This is a genomic window from Prevotella multiformis DSM 16608 (assembly GCF_000191065.1).
GTDB lineage: Bacteria > Bacteroidota > Bacteroidia > Bacteroidales > Bacteroidaceae > Prevotella > Prevotella multiformis.
In genome coordinates this window covers 639,284-665,002 of sequence record NZ_GL872283.1, presented here as the reverse complement: position 1 = coordinate 665,002, position 25,719 = coordinate 639,284, and the positions used below count along the sequence as shown (strand labels likewise).

The following is a 25,719-nucleotide window of genomic DNA, read 5'->3' as shown; positions in this document are numbered from 1 at the left end:
CCGTATTATGCCGCATTTCATACTTCCGCTCAAGATAGTCGAGCAGGCGGCGGGTGATGTCATGGCTCAGTTTTCCAGTCTGTCGGTTACGCTGGTTTTCAGCTTTGATTTTCTTAAGATTCTTAATTTTCACAGGAAAAAAGAGTAAAAAAGTTAAACCGTTATTCTGCCTTTTCTTATCCTGTCTGTCATTCTGTCTTTATCTGCACAGTATTTGGTTCACACAGAGAACAGAGAAACGGAGAAATTATTTTTAAGACACATACCAACACCAAGTGTGTCAGCAGCAAACATGATTCGTGCGGAGCGTTAACACCAAGGAAACAAGACCTCCTTAACAGCCTGTCAACCCAACTTCTTTACGCTAAAGTTAACTTCTCCATTCTTTCAGAATAAGCTAATGCCTTAACTCCTATCACTCCCTTTCACTCCTTAACTCTTAATATTTCCAGCTCGTCCGGTAGTTGTCATAAACACGTGGAGCAGTATAGCCATAACGCCGGAAAAGCCCGTCTATCCATTGCTGCTCTTCCTCATACAGCTTATTGAAGCCCCGATGATAGCGATAGTACACAAAGCGGCTTCCGAAATACGCCTCCATCTCACGGTGCGGAGGGCGGTAGTCACTGTGCTTCACATCGTCGAAGAGATGCGAGAAGCCCCATACCAGCCGTTCCGTCTTCATGGCATGGAACGCCGGCCAGCCGTCTCCAGTCCAGGCAGGAGGGGAGCAGGCGCAACGGCGGGAAGGCCAAGTCCGGCCGTCCCAAGGAAAAGCGGACAGACGGCTGTCTCCCGGTACCTGAACCGTGCCCCGGATGTTTCACCCGATGTTTACGGACGGCCATGGCGTTTTCTGTACTTTCCGCTGTGCCGGCAGGTCCGGGAGATCATGATGGATCGTGTCAGTTTTCCTTCCAGAACGCCGGTGTGAACAGCACCAGAACAGTGAACAGTTCCAGACGGCCGACGAGCATGAGGAAAGAGCAGATCCACTTGGCGAAACCGGGCAGCTGTGCCCACGACATTGTAGGTCCGATCTCCATGCCGAGGGTAGGTCCTACATTGCCAAGACTACTCAGCGTGATGGTGATGGCGTTCGTGTTGTCGATGCCGAAGGCAATCATCGTGAAAGCACAGAAGAGCGTCAGGAAGAGGTACAGTCCGATGAAGCCAAGAAGCGTCACACGCTTAGCCTGCGGAATATTGATGCCGTCTATTTTCAGCGGCAGGACCGCATTCGGATGCAGGATCTGCCGGAACTCATTGCGTACAACCTTCAGCAGCATGACACCGCGGATGCTCTTGATGCCTCCGCTCGTGGATCCCGAACATCCACCGAAGAACATACAGGCTGCCAGAACAACCCACGTCACGTGCGGCCACTTGCCGGCATCATCGCTGAAGAGTCCGGTCGTGGTAATGAAAGACACCACCTGGAAGATGGCACTGCGGAAGGCGTGTTCGATGTCGTAATGATTGCGGTAGACAAGCTCGACAGCGATGAAGAGGGCAAACGACAGCACCATGACGGTATAGAACCGGAACTCGCTGTTCTTCAGCAGCCGCTTGACATCCATGCCCACAGCAGAAGCATACATAAGCGTGAAATTCACGCCCGAAAGAAAGCAGAACAGCGTACAGACATACTCCTCGGCCGGGGAATGGAAGGTCATGATGGAACCGCTCTCGGTGGCGAAACCACCGGTCGCCGTACTTGTCATGGAATAATTGAAAGCATCAAACCATCCCATACCGCAGAGTTTGTAACTGAGGATGCAGGCCACCGTCAGCACCAGATAAACAATCCATATCGACTTCGCACTTGTGCTCAGGCGGGGATGGAGCTTGCTCTTGATAGGCCCTGTGGCCTCGGCGGCAAAAACCTTTACCGATCCGCCTACGATGGAGGGGAGGATCGCGATGGTGAAGAACACGATGCCCAGTCCGCCGATCCACTGGGTGAGCGAACGCCAGTAGAGAAGTCCCTTGGGCAGCCGTTCAGGATAGTCGATGATGGTGGCTCCTGTCGTCGTAAAGCCCGACATGGCTTCAAAGAAGGCATCTGTGAAGCTGTGGATGTATCCGCTGATCATAAACGGAAGCGTGCCGAACAGCGTGAAGAGAATCCATGCCACTGTCACGACGAAATAGGCGTCGCGCCGTCCCAGGAGGTTGTCGGCATTGCGCCCCAGCAGACGGAACAGCAGTCCTGCGCCGACGGTGATGAGGATGCTCCAGACGAAAGGCAAGGTATCGACACTCCGATACCACAGTGAGACGAGCAGGCAGTTGAAGAGCAGGAGGCCTTCTATCCACAGCAGTGCCCCGAGGATTTTGGAGATAAGTTTCAGATTCAGCATGATCAGATAAATAATTTCTCCACCTTTTTCATATCTACGTTATGGCAGAAGACCACGACCGAGTCGCCCGCCTCGATCTGCGTGTTGCCGGAGACCAGCATTCCCTCTCCGTCCCTTACCAGTCCGCCGATGGTGACCCCCTTCGGCAGATTGAGGTCTTTGACGGGCTTGCGGGTGATCTTGGAATCAGGGCTCGGCGTGAACTCCGCCACATCGGCATTGACCGACATGAGAAACCGGATGTTCTCCACATTGGCATCCAGCATCATCTGGTAAATATGGCTGGCCGCAACGGCTTTCTTGTTGATGATCGTGCCGATGTCGAGGCTCTCCGCCGTCCCCACGTAGTCGAAGTTCTCCACGGAGGCGACCGTCTTGCGTACCCCCATCCGCTTGGCTGTCAGGCAGGCCAGGATGTTGGTCTCGGCATTCGACGTGAGCGCCACGAAAGCCTGTGTGTTGCGGATGCCCTCTTCCTTCAGCAGTCCGATGTCCCGTCCGTCTCCGTTGATGACCAGCGTGTCTTCATTGAAGATGTTGTTCAGTTCCTCACAGCGTTCCGTCCGCTGTTCGATGATCTTGGCGTGCATGTATTCGGGCAGCATCTTCACGGCGCGCGCGGCCGTCTTTCCGCCCCCCATGAAGATGACGTTCTGCACATCCACGTAATGTTCCTTGCCGACAATCTTCCGGATGTAGGGGATGTACTGCTTTGTCGTCATGAAGTAGACGAGGTCGTACACCTGCAGGGTGTCATTTCCCCCGGGGATGATGGTCTCGTCGTTGTGCTTGATGGCGACGACGTGGTAAGGGTCGTTCGGCCCGCTGATTTCCTTCAGCGGCCGGTCGAGGATTTCACAGGTTTCACGCAGCTTGATGCCCAGCATGACGAGTGCTCCGTCGTGTACGTCCCACCGCTGGCGCACCCACGACATCTTCAGTCCGTTGATGATGTCCTTTGCAGCCAGTATTTCAGGATAGATAATATCGTCGACGCCCATCTTGCGGAAGAGTTCTTTGTTCTGTTCCTCAACGTATGCCGGGCTGTCCACCCGCGCCACCGTTTTCTTGGCTCCCAGCTGGTGCGCCATGGCACAGGCCGCGATGTTGGCCGGCTCGTTCGGCGTGACGGCGATGAAAAGATCGGCATGTTCTACACCGGCAGCTTTCAGCCCTTTGATATCGGTTGCAGGACACTCCATGGTCAGCAGGTCGAACTCGCTGCTGATCTTGTCAAGGTTCTCGGGATTTTCATCCAGCAGGATGATGTCTTCCTTGTTTCGTGAAAGGAGCTTTGCCAGGAAAGTCCCTATGGCGTATGCTCCTGAAATAATGATCTTCATTCTTTGCTCTTTGATTCTTGCAGGTGGGGATGGGAGGCCTCCCCAAGCCCGAGGGAGGGGTATGGCAGGAGGCCTCCCCAAGTCCCTCCGAGGGAGGGGATGTGATGGGCAGCGATGACAGGCGGAAAAGACTGTCAGGCACTGTGACTATCGGCAGGCAGCGGTGAGCTGTCCCTTGATGCCGTCTACGTCGATGCCGCATATCTCTCGCAGCTGCTGGACGGTGCCCTGCTCGACAAAGTGGTCGGGCAGCCCCATACGGGTGATGCGCGGACTGTACCCGTGATCGGCCATCCATTCGGTTACGGCGGATCCCAGTCCGCCATTGCGTACGCCGTCTTCAATGGTTATGATACGTGAGAAACGGGCGGCGACTTCCTTCAGGATATCCGTATCCAACGGCTTGAGAAAACGCATATCGTAATGGGCTACCGAAGGACAATGCCCTTTTGTAGCAGGTGATTCGGCACGTTCAATCAGGTCGATGGCCTGTTCGACATCGTTCCCGATCGGTCCGATGCTCAGTATGGCGACATCCCATCCGTCGTGGATGCGGCGGCCGGTACCGACCCTTACCTCCGTGAGAGGACAGTCCCACCGGGTCTGTACGCCACGTCCGCGCGGATAGCGGATGACGAAAGAGCCCTTTCCGGGCAGTTGCGCAGTGTACATCAGCCGCCGCAGCTCACACTCGTCCATGGGAGAAGCTATCGTGAGATTAGGAACAGGGCGCAGGAAAGCCATATCGAACGCACCATGATGCGTAGCACCGTCCTCACCCACCAGCCCTGCACGGTCCAGACAAAGTACGACCGGCAGATTCAGTATCGCCATGTCGTGGATGATGCTGTCGTACGCACGTTGCGAAAAGGCACTGTAGATGTTGCAGAAAGGCTGCAGTCCGTCCTTTGCCATGCCGGCGGAGAAGGTCACGGCATGTGCCTCGGCGATACCGACATCAAAGGTCCGGTCGGGCATCTCGTCCATCATGATATTCATCGAGCAGCCGGTCGGCATGGCCGGTGTGACGCCTACGATGCGTGGATTCCTCCTGGCAAGTTCCAGCAGTGTCTTTCCAAAGACATCCTGGAACTTCGGTGGTTCCCGGCTGCTGTCCTGCACCATCCGTTCGCCTGTCTCAGGGTCGAACTTGCCCGGTGCATGCCAGACGGTTGCGCTCTTCTCCGCCGGTTCATATCCCTTTCCTTTCTTCGTATGCAGATGGAGGAGCTTCGGCCCTTTCATGTTCTTCAGCTGCCGGAGGATGCGTACCAGTTCGGTGATATTGTTGCCGTCGAAGGGACCGAAGTAACGGATATTCATGCCTTCAAACATATTCTGCTGGTGAGCCAGTGCCGACTTCAGGGCATTGTTCAGGCGCAGCAGCCCCTTGCGCCGCTCGTCATTCAGCAGTCCCTTGGAGTTCAGCCACTGCGACGCCTTGAAACGAAGCCGGTTGTAAGTCTCGTTTGTATCGAGGTTCAGCAGGTACTGCTCCATGCCTCCCACGGATCTGTCGATGGACATGTCATTGTCGTTGAGGATGATCAGCAGGTCATTGGGCTGGCTGGAGACATTGTTCAGTCCTTCAAATGCAAGACCGCCGCTCATCGCTCCGTCGCCGATGATGGCCACGACATGCCGGTGCTGCTTCGTCAGCTTGGCCGCAACGGCCATCCCCAAAGCGGCAGAAATGGAGTTGGAGGCATGGCCGCAGGTGAAAGTGTCGTAAACGCTCTCGACAGGCGAAGGGAAAGGCATCAGTCCGTTCAGCTTGCGGTTGTTGCAGAAGCTGTCCCGCCGTCCTGTCAGGATCTTATGGCCGTAGGCCTGATGGCCGACATCCCATACGAGGCGGTCTTCCGGCGTATGGAAGACGTAATGGCATGCCACCGTGATCTCGGTCGCTCCCAAGCTGGAAGCGAGGTGTCCCGGATTGACAGCGACTTCCTCAATGATGTCCTCCCGCAACTGCTGGCAGAGCTCCGGAAGGTCGTCCAGCTTCAGTCTGCGCAAATCGGCAGGTGACTGTATCTGGCTTAACAAGTCGTATTTCTTCTTGTTCGACATTATTGAATAGCATGAATAACAATGCAAAGATACGCTAAATAGCTTAAAAGGCAAAATAAAACCACGGGTAAGTAAGTATCGGGAAACAATCGTTTGTGTTTTTCCCGGTATCAATGTCCGCTTTCCCATATACGTTCGGGGCTGACAGACAGCCTGCCCGGCAAGGACGACGGATCGACGGGGCAAGCCATGTGAAGTCAGGGAACGTATCTTCCAGAATGTGGATTTCCCGCCTGCGGGAAGAGGATGCACCTGCAAGAAAAAGAAAGAGGGGATGAATCCCGAAGGATTCATCCCCTCTTGTATCTTCCTGACCGGTCTGTGGTGACCGGCAGGAAAGAGGTTCAATTTACTTTACGTAAACAACTGCCAGACGGTTAGAGGTTACACCCTGAACACCCTGACCAGTAGCTTCGTCAACGATGATGCCACGACCCTGGAGGTACTCAGCAACCACGTTCGCACGGTTCTGAGACAGGCGGTCGTTGAATGCCTTGGAACCCTCTGGAGAAGCGGTACCGACAATCTGTACGTGGCGGCCTGCCTTAATAGAATCGAGGGCCTTCTTGTTAGGAGCAGTGAGGATGTACTTACCCTGCTGGAAGGTAACGAATACGAGATTGTCAACACTGATAGTCTGGGTAGTTGTTGTAGGAACTTCCTTGATGACTTCCTTGACAACCTCCTTGACAACCTCCTTCGGCTTAGCGTTCAGCTGGTCGCGGAGAGAGTTGATCTCATCGTTCAGCTCGCCGACATTCCAGATCTTGAAGTTGTGTGTACCGTTAGAGGTCTTGAACTTGTAGTTGACACCTACGAAGAGGCCGAGCTGTGCGGCCTGCTTGCCGAACTGGATGGCATCGCCAGGACCGTGTGTAAGGTTCCAGAGTATTGCCGGTTCAGCATAGAGCTGCCATGCTCTGTCCTTACCGAGGTTGTAAGCGAATGTAAGGCCGGTCTTGGCTGTGAGCTCTGTGTCGTCACCGGTATTGTCTGTCTGGATGATGTGTTTGTCACCGTAAGTGATCCAGTAGCCAATACCAGCCTCAGCACCTACTTCGAATCTGCGGTCAGGATTGTACTCGCCGAAGAGATTGGTGAAGTTGATCGTACCGTTCAGACCGAGGTTGATGGCGCGAACAACAGTGTGGCTGTTGGAGAAACCTAAAGAGCCTGTCTGCCAACGGTTGTCACCGAAGAAAGCAAGACCTTCGAGGTTAGCACCGTAAACCGGGCTGAACTGCTTGCCGAGCTTCAGGCCGGCTGCAGCGTTAAGTGGAGCAAAGTGGTTAAAATTAAGAGGCCCCATAACGCCACCTTCTACACCGAGGTAAACGTTGTCAAACGGCTTAGCCTTCTCATAGGCAATCTGAGCCTGTGTACTCGTGATACCCATAGCGAGCATCGAAAGTGCAAACAAAAACTTTTTCATAAATGCTTAATATTAATTCTGTTAATTTTAGCGACTTAATTAAATTCTGTATGCAAAGATAGTACTTTTTTCGAATAGACTACATTAATTTAAAGAAAAAAACGCAAATTTCAGTAATTTAGGATGAAAAAAACCTCTTTTCCGCCATAATGAGCAATAAAATGGGGTTGGGAAGTTGACTTCGAGGTCTCTGCATCCCGGACCATGCCACTGTGGAGCAAATGCGGACATGTACGGTCTGTGTCTTCCTCATGCTGGCTGTTGATGCCGGCCCCGTCCCTCAGACAGCCGCCCTCCGACCGTTGCCACTGCCCGATGAAAACATCGCGTCGTCTTCCGGCTCTCTCCCGTTGTCTTCATGAAAGGACATAGCTTCGTAGCATGTGAGAGCTTTTTCTGGTTCTTCCGTTAAATGCGTGGATGCTTTTCGCATAGCTTTAACGGAAGAACCGACGAAAATATGCCAAGACCGTCAACTTTCCATTCTATTTTCATCCTCCGATTACAAATCCCTTTCCATTTGAATACGTTGAGAATACAGATGGGATTTTGAAAAGTCATTACATAATTGCAAACAAATCATCTGCAAATAAAAAGAATGCGTGCAAAAAGCAGGTCTGTAACCGGCAGTCAATCAACTGGTTATCGGGCCGTTCGCAAAAGGTGCCTGATTGGACTTCAAAAGGGCGTTGGTAACACGCTGAAAGAGCACCTGTTGCAGGTCAATCAGGCATCTGTTAGAAGCCAGAAGAGCATGTGTCAGCTTGGGTAGCATGAAAACATTTTACAGATACCGATGATATGGGAATAAGTCGTCTGTAAAAGACGGAAAGACAGGCTGATGGACAGGCATCGCATCAATGCGCCTTTTCAGCATCTTATCTTGCAGTTTATCCTCCTTTGAAGACCATCTGATTTCGGATGGTCATGCCATGCAGGCGCATAAGCCTTTATTCTATTCCCCATCTACGCATTTAACAGAAGAACCCTTTTTCTATGCGGCGAAAGGCAAGACGTGCAGCAGAGGAACGGGACTTTTCGGCAAAGAACGACACCCCATCGCATTTTCAGAATGTACTTCTCATCAAAATCGTAGGGAAATTCGTACTTTTGCAGGCACACAAACTTGGAATCAGCATACATGACTATAAAGTTCATACACTGCCTGGCAGGTTGCTGTCTGCCCCCTGTCCTGTGCCTTGCCGGTGCCGGTCACTGTCCGGTACCGCCCGACTCCGTCTCATTCCACCCAGCAGGGGATAAGTCTGGCCATATCCTATCCGCAGGGGACAGCATGCGCCCCGACTCCTCCACCTTATTATATGCAGGGACAAAAGCAGCGCCCCTCCGGACATCGGAAGGGAATGAGAAGCACTGCGCGGCCCCAAGTCCGGGCACCGACTTCACGTTTTCCGGCTTCCCTTGGATCATTGCCGGAGCCGCATTGAGAGGACAGCGGACGAATATCAGGAGTCTGCGGCAGAAGTTCCAGTACAATTTCCACAGTCCCGCAGACAATTACCTGCAATATTCCCCGCTGCTGTTGACAACCGGACTGAAAGCCGCGGGGGTGGAAGGACGCAGTACGTGGGGACGTTATGCCGTGAGTGCGGCAGCATCCTATGCAGTCATGGCTCTGCTTGTGAACAGCATCAAGTACACCGCCCGTGAGCAACGTCCTGACGGTTCTACCCGCAACTCCTTCCCGTCGGGGCATACGGCAACGGCCTTTGCGGCAGCCACCATCCTGCACAAGGAATACGGTCTCACACGAAGTCCATGGTACAGTATCGGAGGGTATATGATGGCTACGGCTACCGGCTGCATGCGGGTTCTGAACAACCGTCACTGGGTGAGCGACACCTTCGCCGGTGCCGGAATCGGTATTCTGTCGGCCGAACTGGGCTATACCCTCGCCGACCTGATCTTCAGACAGCATGGCCTGCGCCGCCCCGACCGGACGGCAGAGCCTGTTTCCAGCAGCCGTCCGTCGTTCTTCAGCATACAGACCGGAGTAGGACTTGGCAAGCAGCAGCTGGACATCCTGCTGGGGAATGAGGTGCTGCAAGACGACTATGAAGAAGAAAATGTACGTGGGCTGAAGCTCTCACATGCCCTTTCCGTAAGCAGCGAGGGAGCATATTTCATCAACCGTCATATAGGGGTCGGCGGGCGGCTGCGTGTCGTATCAAGGGCCGTGAAGAATCTGGATGACTTTACGAAACAGAGTCTGTATGAGTTCTCAAAGACCTTCCCCGATCTGGATGGATTCATGGACGAATATGCACTCACGGTACAGTCCAATCATCTGGCGGAGTTCTCTCTCAGCGGAGGACTTTACTTCAATCTCCCCCTTACATCCCGCATATCCCTCGGCTCCAAGCTGCTCTTTGGCAGAAGCTATATGCGGGACGTGGATATTGACGCACGTGTGCGCGGACACCAGCGCGACCTGGACTTCTCTTATGAGGCGGATAAAGGAAAGAGGCGGATTACCTGCGAGGTGCTGGGCCAACGGGAAGACAACGGCGATGTTTATGACTGTTCATGGGACTACCTGACGGTCATGGGGAACAAGGCTTTCACAATAGGTACGGGACTGTCCGTCAACTTTTCCTATAAATCGTTGACGGCATGGAGAATCTTCCTGGATTACGACTATTCATACCGCAATTATACCATCGTCTACGATCCCATGCACTTCCTGAAGGCTGCTGCCCGTAACGTGACATTCAACGGCAGCCCTGTGTCTTCAGTAGAACGTTATGTGAAACCGAATGTGGCATCCTTGAAGAGAGGCCTGGCGCAGACGGTGCTGGGAGCCGCCTTCTCCATCACCTTTTAGAGCCGGACGGCTTTCCCATGCGCCAGATGAAAGACCTCCGGGCAGGACTTCTGTCAACAAACCGGAGAGAGGAAAACACTTCCGGTCCGGCATCACGTCTTCCGGAGATGGCGGAACAGATAGAAGATGAACATCAGTCCGCGGAGAGTAAGCTCCACCGCCATGGCAAACCATACGCCACGGAGGCCGTAACGGGAGGCGAGGGCGTATGCCATGGTAAGGCGGATGAGCCACATGCTGCCCAGATTGATCAGTGAGGGTTTCAGCGTGTCGCCGGCTCCCACGCAGACACTGTACGCTACGATGGCCGCAGCGAAGAACGGCTCGGCGAAGGCTTCGATACGGAGGACAGCCGTCCCCAGATGCTGGATGGAAGCGACAGGCGACAGCAGTCCGATCATCTCGGGAGCGAAAACATACATGACAATCCCCATGAATGCCATGACGGCCATACCCGAAGAAACCGTCATCCAGGCGAAGCTACGACAGAGGTCACGGCGGCCTGCCCCCACGCTCTGCCCTACCAAGGTCGTGGCGGCTTCGCTGATGCCATAACCCGGCATATAACAGAGGCTCTCTGCCGTAATGGCGAACGAATGGGCGGCAATGGAAACATTACCCAGAGGAGCGACAATCATGGTCGAAACCAGCTGTGCCCCGTTCATCAGAAGATACTGCAAGGCCATTGGAGCACTTATCTTCATCGCATTCCAAATATACTGCCACCGCCAGACAAAGCGTACGGCATCCTGTCTCCAAGACAGAATAGGACTGCGGAAAACAGCATAATAAGCTAAAGGCAAGGCTACGCAGACAAAGGCCAAGAGACTTCCAAGGGCTGCACCTGCCACACCTGCACCAAGACCCGGCATCGTCACTTCGACCCCCAAGAGAGAAATCGTGCGTGTAGGGAATATGAAAAGGTAATTGAAGACAACATCCAGTACGCACATCAGAATCGCCATCATGCTCGGACGTCGCATATCGCCGGAAACTTTGAGCATTGCCGCCGACATATACTCTATCAGATGGAAGGGCGCAATAAGAGAGAAAATGAGGAAGTAGAGCATCGCATCATGCTGAATATCAATTCCTCCGCCAAGCCACATCGGAAGACGAGGGGCAATAAGAAAGGCTGTCAGCAGCATAAGCAATGAGAAACAAAGGCCGAAGGCGTAACCATGCCGCATGACAGCACGTGCCTTTGCAAAGTCGTCTGCACCGATAAAATGAGCCACTTGCACCGAAAAGCCCATTGTAACCGCACCCACCAGGGAGAAGATTAACCAGGTGGCCGGTTCGACAAGTCCGATGGCCGCCGAAGGCCTGGCACCGAGCGAACCCACCATTCCCGCATCAATATAAAACATGAGCACCGTCGTTACCTGTGCCAGGATAGAGGGAATACTGAGCTGGACAATGAGATTGAGTTTCTCATTCCTACTCATTCCTTCACCACTGCGGATTTTAGAAAGAAGGCTGTCGGAAACGGACCTGCTGAAAGATATGTGCAAAACTGACGAAGCTGGATTTTAAAGAGAATAAGACATTGATGATCTGGAAAGGGAAATGAAACTGATCTATAGGATGTTCCCCCGTTTCCATCACCTTAATATAGATGAGCATGGATCCTGCCTTGCAGAGAATCTCTCCTGGAACGTATCAGAAAGAGGACTTTATTTCTTTTTCAGTTACAGGCAACCACATTTCAGGGAATATGTCCGGTGAAGGCCAGCAGAACCAGCGCTGCGGATAGACGACTACTTTATCAGGATTCGCATTGAGCATCGCCGCCCAGAACGAGAAAGTACTGTTCGCGATGATATTATGCCGGCACTTTGCCATAAGAAACATATCCTTCCAACTGTCATCGCCATGATGACAATCCACATAGACCGCATTGGGAACATCCATGTTGGACTTCACCCACATCATATCGTCCGAGAAAACAAAGAAAAGAGGGTCGTCCTCCCGTTGTCGGATGCGTTCCGTCGCAATGCGGTAATAGTCTGGCGGGCAGAATCTCCCGAACTTCTCTATATGTTCTTCAGACTGATAGTCGCCCCGGCGAATATGAACAGAAACGGCATTGCTACGCTCTATCATGGACAAGACAGCACCGGCTTCTGCGGAGAGGTCAGGATTGCGGAAACAGAACATCTCAGACAGATCGATCCCCTCCCAATACTTTTTATCCAGCCAATAACCATTATAGAACATACTCCCCGGTGTCTCCTCCACCGGAACAAGTCGGAGACGTTCGAAAAACCGCGCGAGCTTGCTGATACAGTCAGTAAAAAGATTATGGGGCGGGAGCTGAAGACTGAAAATCCTGTCCAACTGAAAGGCAGAATGGACATATAAAGAACGTGACCAATACGAACCGTAGATCTTCTCCTGCGGATAAAGTCGGGACAGATACCGGCTGAAGGCATAGATAAACATCTGATTGCCCAATCCGCCTTGGAAATTCACAATCTTCATCCCCCACAATAATCTTTAAGACCGAGCGTATTGCCTAATCCTTCAGCTTCCTGCCGGGGTGGGCGAAGTCGACCAGCCTGATGTCGAAGATCAGAACCGAATAGGCTTGCACCTGTCCCTGCCCCTGTCTGCCATAGCCCAGCTGATAAGGGATGTACACGGTCCAGTGGTCGCCCCGGTGCATCGCCTGCAATGCCGTCGCGAAGCCGTCGACCAGTCCCTGTGTCAGGAAGTGCGACGGACGTGAGGTAGCGGCATTGAAAGTCTCACCCGACCATGACTTGTCAAAGATCAGTCCTGACGTATAGGTCGCGGAAGGGATCATGCGCCCCATGTAATGCACCGATACGGAGTCGGAATACAGCGGACTCTTCGTGCCTGTCCCGTTCTGTTCGACATGCACGATGATGTGGCTCTCCGGCCCGTAGGCCGGCGGTGTCTTGGCATCGCTCTTCTGGTTCTGGAACGTATAGTTGAGTATCGTCTTCCAGGACGTGTCGCCCCCCTTGATCTTCTGCTGGGTCGCAGTGTAGAGGTTGTTCCAGTAGGCATCGTTCTTCGCCTGCCAGTCGGCATACTCCTCTACGGTGTCGTTGTCCTCGGAGCAGGAGGTGAAGACACCGGCGGTAAACAGGAGACTGCCCAGACAGAGAATGCCTGCGGCATGGCGGAGAAGGGATTTTGTTTTCTTTGTCATATCCGTATTGCTTGTAAAAAAGAACCGGGAGGACAAGTCGAAACGGTCAACTAACCTGTCCGCCCGTCAACTTGTCCACTCGTCAACTCCATCTAATCAATATCGATCTTCTTCAGCAGGGAAGTGATGGAAACGCGGTCTTCGATGATCTCGCGCAGCTTCTCTACCGGCACACGCTCCTGCTTCATGGAGTCGCGGTAGCGCAGCGTCACGGTGTTGTCGTTCAGCGTGTCGCCGTCGACCGTCACGCAGAACGGCGTACCGATGGCATCCTGCCGGCGGTAACGCTTGCCGATGGAGTCCTTGGCTTCCATGTGGGTGTTGAAGTGGAACTTCAGGCTGTTCACGATCTCCCGCGCCTTCTCCGGCAGTCCGTCCTTGTTGACCAGCGGCAGTACGGCACACTTGACAGGTGCCAGCGGCTCGGGCAGCTTCAGTACGATACGGCTCGAACCGTTCTCCAGCTGCTCTTCTGTATAGCTGTGGCACATGACGGAGAGGAACATACGGTCGACACCGATAGAGGTCTCCACATCGTACGGCGTATAGCTCTCGTTGCGCTCCGGGTCGAAATACTTGATCTGGCGGCCCGAGAACTTCTCGTGCTGGGAGAGGTCGAAGTCGGTGCGGGAATGGATGCCCTCCACCTCCTTGAAGCCGAAGGGCATATGGAACTCGATGTCGGTAGCGGCATTGGCGTAGTGTGCCAGCTTCTCATGGTCGTGGAAACGGTAGTTCTCGTCGCCCATGCCCAGCGCCTCGTGCCATGCCAGCCGGTGTTTCTTCCAGTATTCAAACCATTTCATCTCCGTGCCCGGCTGGCAGAAGAACTGCATCTCCATCTGCTCGAACTCACGCATACGGAAGACGAACTGGCGTGCGACAATCTCGTTGCGGAACGCCTTGCCGATCTGGCAGATGCCGAACGGCAGCTTCATGCGCCCTGTCTTCTGGACGTTGAGGAAGTTGACGAAGATGCCCTGCGCCGTCTCCGGACGGAGATAGATCTTGTTGGTAGCCTCGGCGGAAGCCCCCACCTCGGTAGAGAACATGAGGTTGAACTGGCGGACGTCGGTCCAGTTCTTCGTTCCGCTGATCGGGTCGGTGATTCCCTCGTCGAGGATGATCTGCTTCAGTGCCTCGAGGTCGGGACCCTGCATGGCCTCGGTATAGCGGGCATGGAGTTCGTCGCGCTTCTTCTGGTTCTCCAGGACACGCGGATTGGTCTCACGGAACTTGGCTTCGTCGAAGGAGTCGCCGAACTTCTTGGCGGCCTTGGCCACTTCCTTCGCTATCTTCTCCTCGTACTTGCCGATCTGGTCTTCGATGAGATTGTCGGCACGGTAACGCTTCTTCGAGTCGCGGTTGTCAATCAGCGGGTCGTTGAAGGCATCGACATGGCCGCTCGCCTTCCATACCGTCGGGTGCATGAAGATGGATGCGTCAATGCCGACGATGTTGCTGTGCAGCAACACCATCGACTGCCACCAGTACTGCTTGATGTTGTTCTTCAGTTCGACACCGTTCTGACCGTAGTCGTAAACAGCTGCCAGACCGTCATAAATATCACTACTCGGAAAGACGAAGCCATATTCCTTGCAGTGGCTTACAATCTTCTTGAAAACATCCTCTTGTGCCATAATTGTCTCTTTATACCTTGGTTTTTGTCGCAAAGTTACGCTTTTTTAGCCGAATAAGGACAGGTTTATCGTGAAAGTTTATCATGAAGCCCGATTATTCCCGGCCGTCTGCCGGATTCGCCAGGGCAGAAACGCCGTCTGCCAAACGGCTGCCTGCCATCAGGGAACAAACGGGATGATTTCTTGAAGAATGCCTGTAATCTGTACGGGAGGATGGCGCAGGGCTGTTCCCAACCGGTTGGGAACAGGTGTCCCGGGCGTTGGGAATCGTATTCCCAACCGGTTGGGAACAGGTGTCCCAGGCACCGGGAATCCCGTTCCCAGACACCGGCACGTCCGAACATTAGTCCTGCCGGGACGGCAAGGGGCTGTACCGGCCTGGTACAGAGCCCCGTCCGGCAATCGGGCAAGGCGCGATTTGCCGGTTTCCTTTTTTTTTCGTATATTTGCAGTCCTTTGAGGTGTCGTGTCAGAAGAGGGGGGCATCTGTTCGCCGGACATCCTTTCTGACACGTCCTCCGCCAAGACAAGAAAGAAGACAATATGGATGACGAAACAAAAGACCTGGACGGACTTTCGCCCGAGGAGGAGACGCTGGAACAGGATACCCATTCCGACTACAAGCCTGCCGACAGGTTTGACGCCTCGGCCGTACATCACCTCTCCGGGATGTACAAGAACTGGTTTCTGGACTATGCCAGCTATGTAATCCTCGAACGGGCCGTACCGCACATCGAGGACGGCCTGAAGCCGGTACAGCGGCGTATTCTCCATTCCATGAAGCGGATGGACGACGGACGGTACAACAAGGTGGCGAACATCGTGGGGCATACCATGCAGTTCCATCCGCACGGCGACGCCTCCATCGGCGATGCCCTGGTGCAGCTGGGACAGAAGGACCTGCTCATCGACACGCAGGGGAACTGGGGAAACATCCTCACCGGCGACCGTGCCGCTGCTCCCCGGTACATCGAAGCGCGCCTGTCGAAGTTTGCCCTGGAGACGGTCTTCAACCCCAAGACCACCGAGTGGCAGCTCTCCTACGACGGACGGAACAAAGAGCCGATCACGCTCCCGGTGAAGTTCCCGCTGCTGCTGGCACAGGGAGCGGAGGGCATCGCCGTCGGTCTGTCGTCAAAGATACTTCCGCATAACCTCAACGACATCTGCGATGCCGCCGTCAGCTGTCTGCGCGGCGAGGAGTTCCATCTCTATCCGGACTTCCCTACAGGCGGCAGCATTGATGTGTCGAAGTACAACGACGGACAGCGCGGCGGCGTGCTGAAGGTGCGTGCCAGGGTGGAGAAGCTCGACAGCAAGACGCTCGTCATCCGTGAGGTGCCGTTCACCAAGACGGCCAGCTCGCTGCAGGAGTCCATCACCAAGGCTGTCGAGAAGGGCAAGCTGAAGATACGCAAGGTGGAAGACATGACGGCCTCGGAGGTGGAGATCCAGCTGCATCTCACGCCAGGCACGTCGAGTGACAAGACCATCGACGCACTCTATGCTTTCACGGACTGCGAGATAAACATCTCGCCCAACTGCTGTGTCATCGAGGACAACAAGCCCCGTTTCCTCACCGTCTCCGACGTGCTGCGCAATTCTGTCGAGCATACCAAGGCACTGCTGAAGAGGGAGCTGGAAATCCGGAAGCACGAACTGGAGGAACAGCTGTTCTATAACTCGCTGGAGCGCATCTTCATCGAAGACCGTATTTATAAAGAACGTAAGTTTGAGACGGCAAGGAGTCTCGATGAGGTAGTGGCTTTCGTCGACTCCAAGCTCGAGCCTTACAAGAAGACTTTTGTCCGTGAGGTGACGCGCGACGACATCCTCCGGCTGCTGGAAATCAAGATGCAGCGTATCCTGAAGTTCAACAAGGACAAGGCGGACGAACTGATACGGAAGATCAAGGCGGAGATAGCCGAGATTGACAAGGACCTCGGCGAGATGGTGCGTGTCACGATCGAGTGGTTCACGCATCTGAAGGAGAAGTACGGCAAGGACCATCCCCGCCGCACGGAAATCAAGAACTTCGACACGATTGTGGCGGCCAAGGTGGTGGATGCCAACGAGAAGCTGTACATCGACCGGCAGGCGGGTTTCATCGGTACAGGGCTGAAGAAGGCGGAGTTCGTGCAGAACTGCTCCGACCTCGATGATGTCATCATCTTCTATCGGGATGGCAAGTATAAGGTCATCCGCATTGCCGACAAGGTGTTCGTCGGCAAGGGTGTCCTGCACGTGCAGGTGTTCAAGAAGAATGACAAACGGACGATTTATAATGTCGTCTACCGGGACGGAAAGACCGGACCTTATTATATCAAACGGTTCAACGTAACCTCCATTACCCGCGACAAGGAGTATGATGTCACCTTGGGGACGCCGGGATCGCGGATCTGTTACTTTACGGCCAATCCCAACGGCGAGGCTGAACTGATCAAGATTACCCTCGACCCGAACCCCGACAGGAAGAAGCAGAACATCTTCATGGAGCGTGACTTTGCCGGCATCCTCATCAAGGGACGTGCTGCAAAGGGCAATCTCCTGACCAAGGAGAGCATCCACCGCATCTCGCTGAAGAGCCACGGACACTCCACGCTCGGCGGACGGAAGGTGTGGTTCGACCCGGATGTCAAGCGGATCAACTACGAGGAGCACGGACTGTTCCTCGGCGAGTTCTCCGACCAGGACAGCATCCTTGTCGTGCTGAAGAACGGCGAGTTCTACATCACCAACATCGATTCCTCCAACCATTACGAGGACAATATCCTGCGCATAGAGAAGTTCGTAGCCGACAAGGCGTGGACGGCGGTCATCTTCGATGCTGACAACCAGGGTTATCCTTACCTGAAGCGGTTCCACATGGAGGCCTCGAAGCGGCATCAGAACTTCGTCGGCGACAATCCCGATTCACGGATGGTACTGCTGACGGATGCTGCTTTCCCACGCATACAGGTGACCTACGGCGGCGCCGATGCGGCACGTGGCACGGAAGAGTTCGATGCCGAGCAGTTTGTCGGTGTCAAGGGCTTTAAGGCGAAGGGCAAGCGGCTGACCACGTGGACGGTCGACAAGATTGAGGAACTGGAACCTCTCCGCTTCCCGGATGGAGACAAAGAGGACGGCGGGAACAAGGAGGGAGAACCGTCGGAGGTGCAGACGGAAGAGAATCTCGATCCTGATGCCGGGAAGACACAGCAGCAGGTCATCGACGAAATCACCGGACAGCTGAATCTTTTTACGGACGAATAGACTGCCGGCGTATATTATATGGAAACGAAAGGGCAGGGACACATGGGGCGTGTGTCTCTGCCTCTTTTGTTGACGGGTACGAGAAAATATGCCGGCATTTCCCTTGTCACGGGACATTTGCGATTCCCTTGTCATGGAACATTTACAGACAGATGCTGTCGTAATCCTGCATCGCTCTGCCATTCTGTCAGTCTCTTTCCGTTGGCACGTCATTTGTCTCCTTGTTGGCGATTGATGCCGAATAATACTCTGACGGCAAGGACAGCGTAACTGGGCTGGCCGGCGAGGTTGCAGCAGGGCATTAAGAACAGGAAAGAAATTAGAAAATAATAAAATAAAAATATACGATTATGGGAAAGATTATTGGAATTGACTTAGGAACAACCAACTCTTGTGTTTCTGTATTTGAAGGAAACGAGCCAGTGGTAATCGCTAACAGCGAGGGAAAGCGTACGACACCTTCTGTCGTAGGTTTCGTTGACGGCGGCGAGCGTAAGGTGGGCGACCCTGCCAAGCGTCAGGCCATCACCAACCCGCAGAAGACCGTTTATTCTATCAAGCGTTTCATGGGTGAGACTTACGACCAGAGTAAGAAGGAAGCAGAGCGTGTTCCGTTCAAGGTGGTCAATGAGGGTGGTTATCCACGTGTACAGATTGACGACCGTAAATATACGCCGCAGGAAATCTCTGCAATGATTCTGCAGAAGATGAAGAAGACCGCAGAGGATTACCTCGGTCAGGAGGTGACGGATGCCGTCATCACCGTACCGGCTTACTTCTCCGACTCACAGCGTCAGGCTACCAAGGAGGCCGGTCAGATTGCTGGTCTGAATGTACAGCGTATCGTGAATGAGCCTACTGCCGCAGCGCTTGCTTACGGTGTTGACAAGGCGAACAAGGATATGAAGATTGCCGTGTTCGACCTTGGTGGTGGTACGTTCGATATCTCTATCCTTGAGTTCGGTGGCGGTGTGTTCGAGGTACTTTCTACGAATGGTGACACGCACCTGGGTGGTGACGACTTCGACCAGGTAATCATCGACTGGCTTGCTAACGGCTTCAAGGCTGATGAGGGTATCGACCTGACAAAGGACCCGATGGCTATGCAGCGTTTGAAGGAAGCTGCTGAGAAGGCAAAGATTGAGTTGTCAAGCTCTTCTTCTACTGAAATTAACCTGCCTTACATCACAGCTGAGGGCGGTGTTCCAAAGCACTTGGTAAAGACATTGACCCGTGCGCAGTTTGAGCAGTTGGCACACAACCTCATCCAGGCTTGTCTCGTTCCTTGCCAGAACGCTATCCGCGACGCTAAGTTGCAGACTTCAGATATTGATGAGGTGATCCTCGTAGGTGGTTCAAGCCGTATCCCGGCAGTGCAGACATTGGTGAAGAACTACTTCGGCAAAGAGCCTTCAAAGGGTGTTAACCCTGATGAGGTGGTTGCTGTTGGTGCAGCTATTCAGGGTGCTATCCTTAACAAGGAGAGCGGTGTGGGTGATATCGTATTGCTCGACGTAACTCCATTGACCCTCGGTATTGAGACGATGGGTGGCGTGATGACAAAGCTCATCGAGGCTAACTCTACTATCCCTTGCAAGAAGAGTGAGGTGTTCTCTACCGCAGCTGACAACCAGACAGAGGTTACTATCCACGTTCTGCAGGGTGAGCGCCCGATGGCAGCACAGAACAAGTCTATCGGTCAGTTCAACCTGACAGGTATTGCTCCAGCTCGCCGTGGTGTTCCACAGATTGAGGTAACATTCGACATCGATGCTAATGGTATCCTTAACGTGTCTGCTAAGGACAAGGCAACAGGTAAGGAGCAGAGTATCCGCATCGAGGCTTCAAGCGGCTTGAGCGAGGACGAAATCAACCGCATGAAGGCTGAGGCTGAGCAGAATGCCGAGAACGACAAGAAAGAGCGTGAGAAGATTGACAAGCTGAATCAAGCTGACTCAATGATCTTCACCACCGAAAACTTCTTGAAGGACAATGGTGACAAGGTTCCAGCCGACCAGAAGTCAGGTATCGAGTCTGCTCTCCAGCAGCTCAAGGATGCTCACAAGTCTGGTGACGTTGCAGCCATCGACACAGCTATTAACAACCTCAACACCGTTATGCAGGCAGCATCACAGCAGATGTACAGCCAGGCAGGCGGTCAGCAGGCAGGTCCTCAGCCAGGCGCAGACGCTGGTCAGCAGGAGCAGCCAAAGCAGGATGATACCATCCAAGATGCAGACTTTGAGGAAGTGAAGTAAAAATAACATTATAACCTTGCCCCAATGGTAGTAATGCCATTGGGGCTTTTCACATTAATCAACACTATGACAGACGAAATAAAAGATATTCAATATTTTATTGATAAAGAAAAAGAATATATATCAGAGCATAAAAATGATGGTTCGATGTTTGAGGAAAGTACTGGTCTAATAGACGCTGACTTTTATAATCCAGAATACTTCTTAAAAAATGGGAAAATACAAAGGTATTATGATGGAATAAAAGGATATATTGGGAACGAGGAAAAATATGAACTAACAGAAGCTGAACGAGTAATTTTGAGGATGTTTTGTGGTGATATGTCTTGTTATTTTAGAGACGATTATTATCACGGAACTGTACCTGAAATCGCAGAAGAATTATTTAAAGTACTCAATTCCCTTGTTTTGAAGGCTCCTCAAAGTAAGAGTACCCCTTTACGTCGATATTGCAAATCTCAAGATAAAACAGATTTTTGTGAAGGAGACATCTTTACGGTAGCTCATTGTCTTACATGTACAGAAGACGATTGGGAGCAAGAAGATAGTAAGAATGTGTATATAATTGAACCATTGAAAGATGGAAAGACTAAAGCACACAATCTTTATGAAATATACAATCATGGTGATGAAAAGCAAGTCAATTTTACTCGTGGTACATCTTTTAAGATAACGAAGGTTATTACCCAAAAGAATGATCTTAAATTAATATATATGGAAGAGTTGCCATAAGTTAAACTTAAAATAACCCAATGACTCTTGAACAATACAACCAATTACCCTACGACTACGCACACTGTGCTGGTACTCACTGTGAGAAAGCCAGCCAGTGCTTACGCCACACTGCCTACACGATGCTCGAAATGGGTGGACGGGAGCAGTATATGATGATGAACTCGAATGTGATTGCGGACACACAGCCTTGTCCGTTCTTCGACCCTAACAGCAAGGAACGTTTTGCATGGGGAATATCACGAATATATGACAATGTGCGAGTGGCTGATTTAAGTGATATCCGACAAAATCTCATCTACACCTTTGGGCGCACAGCTTATTATCGGATTAAACGAAAGGAGCGTGTACTGACAGAAAGTGAGCAAAAGGAGATAAGAGATATCTTCACAGACGTGGGTTACGACGGCTCTGCAATTGAGTTCGACAGCTATGAAGAACAATACCCTACACTTATGCGTACCTACAAACGTGTATAAAATAAAACATCTTCTCAGTACTAAGCGAAAGTTTCAACAGTTTGAAACTCTAATTTCATCAGTATGAAACTCTGGTTTCATTCCTATGAAAATAATTAGTTTCTAAAGAGAAAGAAAACAATGTGCTAAATTATAGATGATTTGAAAGGCTTATAGATGAAGATGAAATCTTAAAGAAATGCTCAATAAGATTGGTATGTTCACAAAAAGATGTACCTTTGAATAGTAGATATAGAGAAGAGATTTTGTTACATATAAACTCAATTTTAGCAATGTTAGGTAACCAAGAAAAGAGCATCGTACAATGTGCAGCAGCTTTAGCTTGTCAACTACATAGAGGGCAGGTGGATAAGGCTGGAGTTGATTACTTCACAGGTCATCTTACAACTGTTGCCAAAATGGGAAGCACTTGGCAAGAGCAGATTATTGGTTATCTGCACGATGCAAGTGAAGATACTCCGAATTCAGTTGAGCAAGTGCTTAACTTGTTAGATGAGAAATTAGAAAGTTTATTATCAGATAGCGATAGGGAAGAGTTCACAGTGGCTTTACGATTGCTTAATCATCACCTTGCGCCTGATAGGGAAACATATATTCAGCGTATTAAAAGAAATGCTCTTGCAAAAGCAGTAAAGATGCACGACCTTACTCATAATATGGATCTTTCTCGTCTTCCTAATCCGACACGGAAGGATTACGAGCGAGTCAAACGATACAAGAAAGAGTATGATTATTTGAGTAAACTTTAATATTATTTTATCTATAAATCAATTTTATTAAGAAAACATGACTGAAAAATATAATGCATCAAACATTTCTCTTGACCAAATTTTAAATTACATAAAGTCTGAAGAAATTGCTATTCCAGAAATTCAACGTCCTTTTGTTTGGAAACCTCGTCAAGTTAGAGATTTGATAGATTCTCTTTATAAAGGTTATCCTACTGGATATTTGATAATCTCTCAAAGTCCAGATATGAAATTAAAAGATGGGACTCTATCGTTAGGTAAAAAGATAATGATAGATGGACAGCAGCGTGTTACGGCATTGATGACGGCTATTGCAGGACTTAAGGTATTAACCAGTGATTTTAAAAAACGTAGAATTAAAATTGCTTTTAATCCACAAGCATCAGAAGAAAGTGAAGAAGAAATTTTTAAAGTTCAAGATAATGCAATTCTGAAAGATAAGAAATGGATAGCTGATATTGCCGAGTTATTTAAGTCAGACTTTGACCAATGGGCTTTTGTGAATGAATATTGTCAGCAGAACGCAGAAGTAAACGGATCGCAGATGAATAAGATATTAATGCGTTTGTTGGATATAAAGAATCGTCAAATTGGAGTTATCACACTTGATAAAGATTTGAATATTGATGAGGTAACAGATATCTTCATACGTATAAATAGTCAAGGTGCCAAACTGAATCAAGCAGATTTTGCTATGTCGAAGATTGCTGCCAATACAGAATATGGCGGTAACGCATTACGTAAAGCTATCGATTACTTCTCACATTTAGCAGTAGAGCCAGATTGGTATACTGAAATGGCTAAAGATACGCTATTTATGGAAACTCTATATGCGAGTAAATTGAAATGGCTAAAAGATGATCAGGAGTCTATTTTTGATCCTGATTATAACGATATTCTGCGCATTTCATTTATGTATAAGTTCGGTCGTGCAAAGTTAAAGGATCTTGTTAGTCTTCTTGGAGGGCGTGATTTTGAGTCACGAGAATATAAAGCACAAATAGCAGAAGAGTCTTTTGCTAAATTAAGTGAAGGTGTTATCGATTTTATGAATCAATATACATTCTCAAACTTCATTCTTGGAATGAAGGCTGCTGGATTTATCTCTAATAAGTTGATAAATTCTCAAATGACGATGGACTTTGCCTATACATTATATTTGTTATTAAATAATGATACTACAATAGAAAAGAGTCAGATAAAGCATTATGTAGCAAAGTGGTTTGTTATGTCAACATTAACAAGTAGATATACAGGGTCTCCTGAGTCACAAATGGATTTTGATATAAAGCGTATTCGTGAAAAAGGTTTTTTAGCATTCTTTCAAGAAGTAGAAGAAGCTAACCTTTCCGATACATTTTGGAATGTCAGATTGGTACAACAACTCGAAACGCAAGTCATTAACAGTCCTTTCTTCAATGTGTTCCTTGCTGCACAGATTTATGAAGGTAATAATGCTTTGTTTAGTAATGGTACAAAAGTGGGATATTTAATCACATTAATGGGTGAAGTACACCATATCTTCCCCAAACAATATCTGCGTAATAATGGCTTCAACGAGAGAATACAGTATAATCAAATTGCCAACTTCACTTATCTTGATACACAAGTGAATAAAGAAATTTCTGATGATGCACCGAATGTATACTTTACAGGTGCAATAGAACACTGTGAAAACGGTAGTTCGCTCTATGGGAATATAGCTGATATAAATTGTTTGAAAAAAAACATGGCAGAAAACTGCATACCAAGTCAAATTATAGATATGGATTATTCCAATTATCCTGAATTTTTAGTTGCAAGAAGAAAGTTGATGGCAGCAAAAATTAAAGACTATTATTTTAGCTTATAATAAATATAAATAGCGTAGTAAGTAGGATAGGAGTAGAATCGATGAAGATTGTTTTTTGCTCTTTATTTCTTTAATTGACTGAGCGTTTACGGATATATAAGGAGAGCAATATCTCCGTAGCATTATTTTATATACTACACTAAGTTTGAAAACTATTTGCTGTCATTTTTAACATTTGCGGTAGTTTGTTGATTTATAAAGTGTTATAAGTCGTAAGTGGGTGATAGGAGTGACAGCAAAATAAAAATAATTCGTGAAAAACTTGACAAGGGGTACCTCTATGTTGTATCTTTGCACGCAGATATTAGGAAGAGCAACGGCACGCAAGGCGTGATTTTCTACAAACTGACGGCATCTTCCTTTTTGTTTTATTCTTAAATCATTCTATTTATGTTTACAGATTTTTCTAACATGCCCAAAAATTGGGCAGTGTGCTTAATGCACGATTGTATTCTCAAAGAAAAGTGCCTACGCTATCATGCGACTAAGACACTCTCTGTCAGTCAGCACTCGGCATTGACTGTTCTTCCCTCTGCTCGTTCTGGCAATAGCTGTAAGGAGTTTCACGCTATGAAGACAGAACGACTGGCGTGGGGATTCTCTCATCTTTTTGATGATGTGAAGCACAGTGACTACCGCTCTCTGCGCCGTGCTATGGAGGACCATTTCGGCAGTCGTTTTGTCTACTATCGTTACCATCGGGGGATTAACAAGCTGAGTGGGGAAGAGCAGCAATGGATTAATGACCTTTTCCAACGTTATGGCTATGCTGCCCCACGTGTTTATGACAATTACCAAACGAGCTGGGAGTATTAGGGGGTAAGGAATTAAGGAGTGAAAGGGAGTGAGAGGAGTTAAGACATTAGCTTGTTTTGGTAGAGGCAGAGAAGGTAACTTTAGCGTCACGAAGTTGAATTAGTAAGCTGTTATATAGGTCTTATTTCTTTGGTGTTAACGCTCCGCACGAATGGTGCTTGCTACTAACACACTTGGTGTTGGTGGACAGAATAAGGAAAGACATAGTAACAGTTTAACTTTCTATGGCTTATCAGACAGAATGACAAAAGGTCAGATGTTAGAAAGACATAATAACAGATTAACTGTTATGTGGCCATCAGACAGAATGACAAAAGGTCAGATATGAGAAAGACACAATAACAGTTCTGTCTTTTTTCTCTTTTACTTTTCTCTATCTCTGTGCTCTCCTTAAAACCTTTAGGTTTCTCTGAGGGAGTTGTGTCCTCCGTTTCTCTGTGTTCTCTGTGTGGGCCAATATAGCAGACAGAGTGCAAAAGGGTAAGGGAATGACATAATAACAGTTTAACCTTTTTACTCTTTATCCTTTCTCCTTTCTCACAAGTAACTCGTAAACTTAAAACTATCGTATATGAAATATAATAATCTTAAGAACATTAAAGCTGTAAATCAGCGAAAGCGACAGTCGGATAGACTTAAAAATGACATTACTCGTCGTCTGCTCGACTATCTTGAACGGAAGTATGAAATGCGGCATAATACAG

At 50.0% G+C, this 25,719-nt stretch carries 17 protein-coding genes; 8 read left to right on the top strand and 9 right to left on the bottom strand.

Features of this window, described 5'->3' with window-relative positions; translation table 11 throughout:
- Positions 1-439: 439 nt before the first annotated feature.
- From HMPREF9141_RS08020 to HMPREF9141_RS08000, 5 genes are all read right to left on the bottom strand, one after another.
- On the bottom strand, positions 440-685 hold the full coding sequence (locus HMPREF9141_RS08020) for a DUF6078 family protein (protein WP_007368162.1): 246 nt from the start codon (positions 683-685) through the stop codon (positions 440-442).
- Positions 686-905: 220 nt separating this feature from the next.
- Positions 906-2,363, bottom strand: a complete 1,458-nt coding sequence (locus HMPREF9141_RS08015; protein WP_007368161.1) for a TrkH family potassium uptake protein — start codon at positions 2,361-2,363, stop codon at positions 906-908.
- Between the two features lie 2 nt (positions 2,364-2,365).
- A complete protein-coding gene (gene trkA, locus HMPREF9141_RS08010) occupies positions 2,366-3,706 on the bottom strand; it encodes a Trk system potassium transporter TrkA (RefSeq protein ID WP_007368160.1) in 1,341 nt (446 codons plus the stop codon).
- 147 nt (positions 3,707-3,853) lie between these two features.
- Positions 3,854-5,776 carry a 1-deoxy-D-xylulose-5-phosphate synthase gene (gene dxs / locus HMPREF9141_RS08005; RefSeq protein ID WP_007368159.1) on the bottom strand — a complete coding sequence of 641 codons (1,923 nt, stop codon included), beginning with the start codon at positions 5,774-5,776 and terminating at the stop codon, positions 3,854-3,856.
- 349 nt (positions 5,777-6,125) lie between these two features.
- The gene (locus HMPREF9141_RS08000; protein ID WP_007368158.1) at positions 6,126-7,208 is read right to left on the bottom strand and encodes an OmpA family protein; all 1,083 of its coding nucleotides are present in this window, start codon (positions 7,206-7,208) and stop codon (positions 6,126-6,128) included.
- Positions 7,209-8,502: 1,294 nt separating this feature from the next.
- Between HMPREF9141_RS08000 and HMPREF9141_RS07995 the strand changes: the two genes are divergently transcribed.
- Positions 8,503-10,053 (top strand): phosphatase PAP2 family protein, encoded by a 1,551-nt coding sequence (locus HMPREF9141_RS07995; RefSeq protein ID WP_007368157.1) that lies wholly within the window; start codon positions 8,503-8,505, stop codon positions 10,051-10,053.
- A gap of 92 nt (positions 10,054-10,145) precedes the next feature.
- Here HMPREF9141_RS07995 and HMPREF9141_RS07990 read toward each other — a convergent pair whose 3' ends face one another.
- From HMPREF9141_RS07990 to HMPREF9141_RS07975, 4 genes are all read right to left on the bottom strand, one after another.
- Positions 10,146-11,567, bottom strand: coding sequence for an MATE family efflux transporter (locus tag HMPREF9141_RS07990; protein WP_156792444.1), 1,422 nt, complete (start codon positions 11,565-11,567; stop codon positions 10,146-10,148).
- Between the two features lie 148 nt (positions 11,568-11,715).
- The gene (locus HMPREF9141_RS07985) at positions 11,716-12,537 is read right to left on the bottom strand and encodes an alpha-1,2-fucosyltransferase (RefSeq protein ID WP_007368154.1); all 822 of its coding nucleotides are present in this window, start codon (positions 12,535-12,537) and stop codon (positions 11,716-11,718) included.
- A gap of 34 nt (positions 12,538-12,571) precedes the next feature.
- Positions 12,572-13,234, bottom strand: coding sequence for a BamJ family beta-barrel-assembly machinery protein (gene bamJ, locus HMPREF9141_RS07980; RefSeq protein WP_007368153.1), 663 nt, complete (start codon positions 13,232-13,234; stop codon positions 12,572-12,574).
- Positions 13,235-13,326: 92 nt separating this feature from the next.
- Positions 13,327-14,874 carry a glycine--tRNA ligase gene (locus tag HMPREF9141_RS07975; RefSeq protein ID WP_007368152.1) on the bottom strand — a complete coding sequence of 516 codons (1,548 nt, stop codon included), beginning with the start codon at positions 14,872-14,874 and terminating at the stop codon, positions 13,327-13,329.
- 543 nt (positions 14,875-15,417) lie between these two features.
- On the opposite strand from HMPREF9141_RS07975, the gene HMPREF9141_RS07970 reads away from it, so the two are divergent.
- The 7 genes from HMPREF9141_RS07970 (at position 15,418) to HMPREF9141_RS07940 (ending at position 25,015) form a co-directional block, all read left to right on the top strand.
- Positions 15,418-18,129, top strand: coding sequence for a DNA gyrase/topoisomerase IV subunit A (locus tag HMPREF9141_RS07970; protein ID WP_007368150.1), 2,712 nt, complete (start codon positions 15,418-15,420; stop codon positions 18,127-18,129).
- A gap of 350 nt (positions 18,130-18,479) precedes the next feature.
- Positions 18,480-20,387: a molecular chaperone DnaK gene (gene dnaK / locus HMPREF9141_RS07965; RefSeq protein WP_007368149.1), complete on the top strand. Its 1,908-nt coding sequence runs from the start codon at positions 18,480-18,482 to the stop codon at positions 20,385-20,387.
- A gap of 66 nt (positions 20,388-20,453) precedes the next feature.
- Positions 20,454-21,119: a hypothetical protein gene (locus tag HMPREF9141_RS07960; RefSeq protein WP_156792443.1), complete on the top strand. Its 666-nt coding sequence runs from the start codon at positions 20,454-20,456 to the stop codon at positions 21,117-21,119.
- A 20-nt stretch (positions 21,120-21,139) separates the two neighbouring features.
- Complete coding sequence (locus HMPREF9141_RS07955; RefSeq protein ID WP_007368147.1) at positions 21,140-21,598, top strand: DUF6078 family protein; 459 nt, start codon at positions 21,140-21,142, stop codon at positions 21,596-21,598.
- Positions 21,599-21,870: 272 nt separating this feature from the next.
- Positions 21,871-22,347 (top strand): hypothetical protein, encoded by a 477-nt coding sequence (locus tag HMPREF9141_RS07950; RefSeq protein ID WP_007368146.1) that lies wholly within the window; start codon positions 21,871-21,873, stop codon positions 22,345-22,347.
- Positions 22,348-22,384: 37 nt separating this feature from the next.
- Positions 22,385-24,199, top strand: coding sequence for a GmrSD restriction endonuclease domain-containing protein (locus tag HMPREF9141_RS07945; protein ID WP_007368145.1), 1,815 nt, complete (start codon positions 22,385-22,387; stop codon positions 24,197-24,199).
- Between the two features lie 390 nt (positions 24,200-24,589).
- Positions 24,590-25,015, top strand: a complete 426-nt coding sequence (locus tag HMPREF9141_RS07940) for a DUF6078 family protein (RefSeq protein ID WP_007368143.1) — start codon at positions 24,590-24,592, stop codon at positions 25,013-25,015.
- The last annotated feature ends 704 nt before the right edge of the window (positions 25,016-25,719 follow it).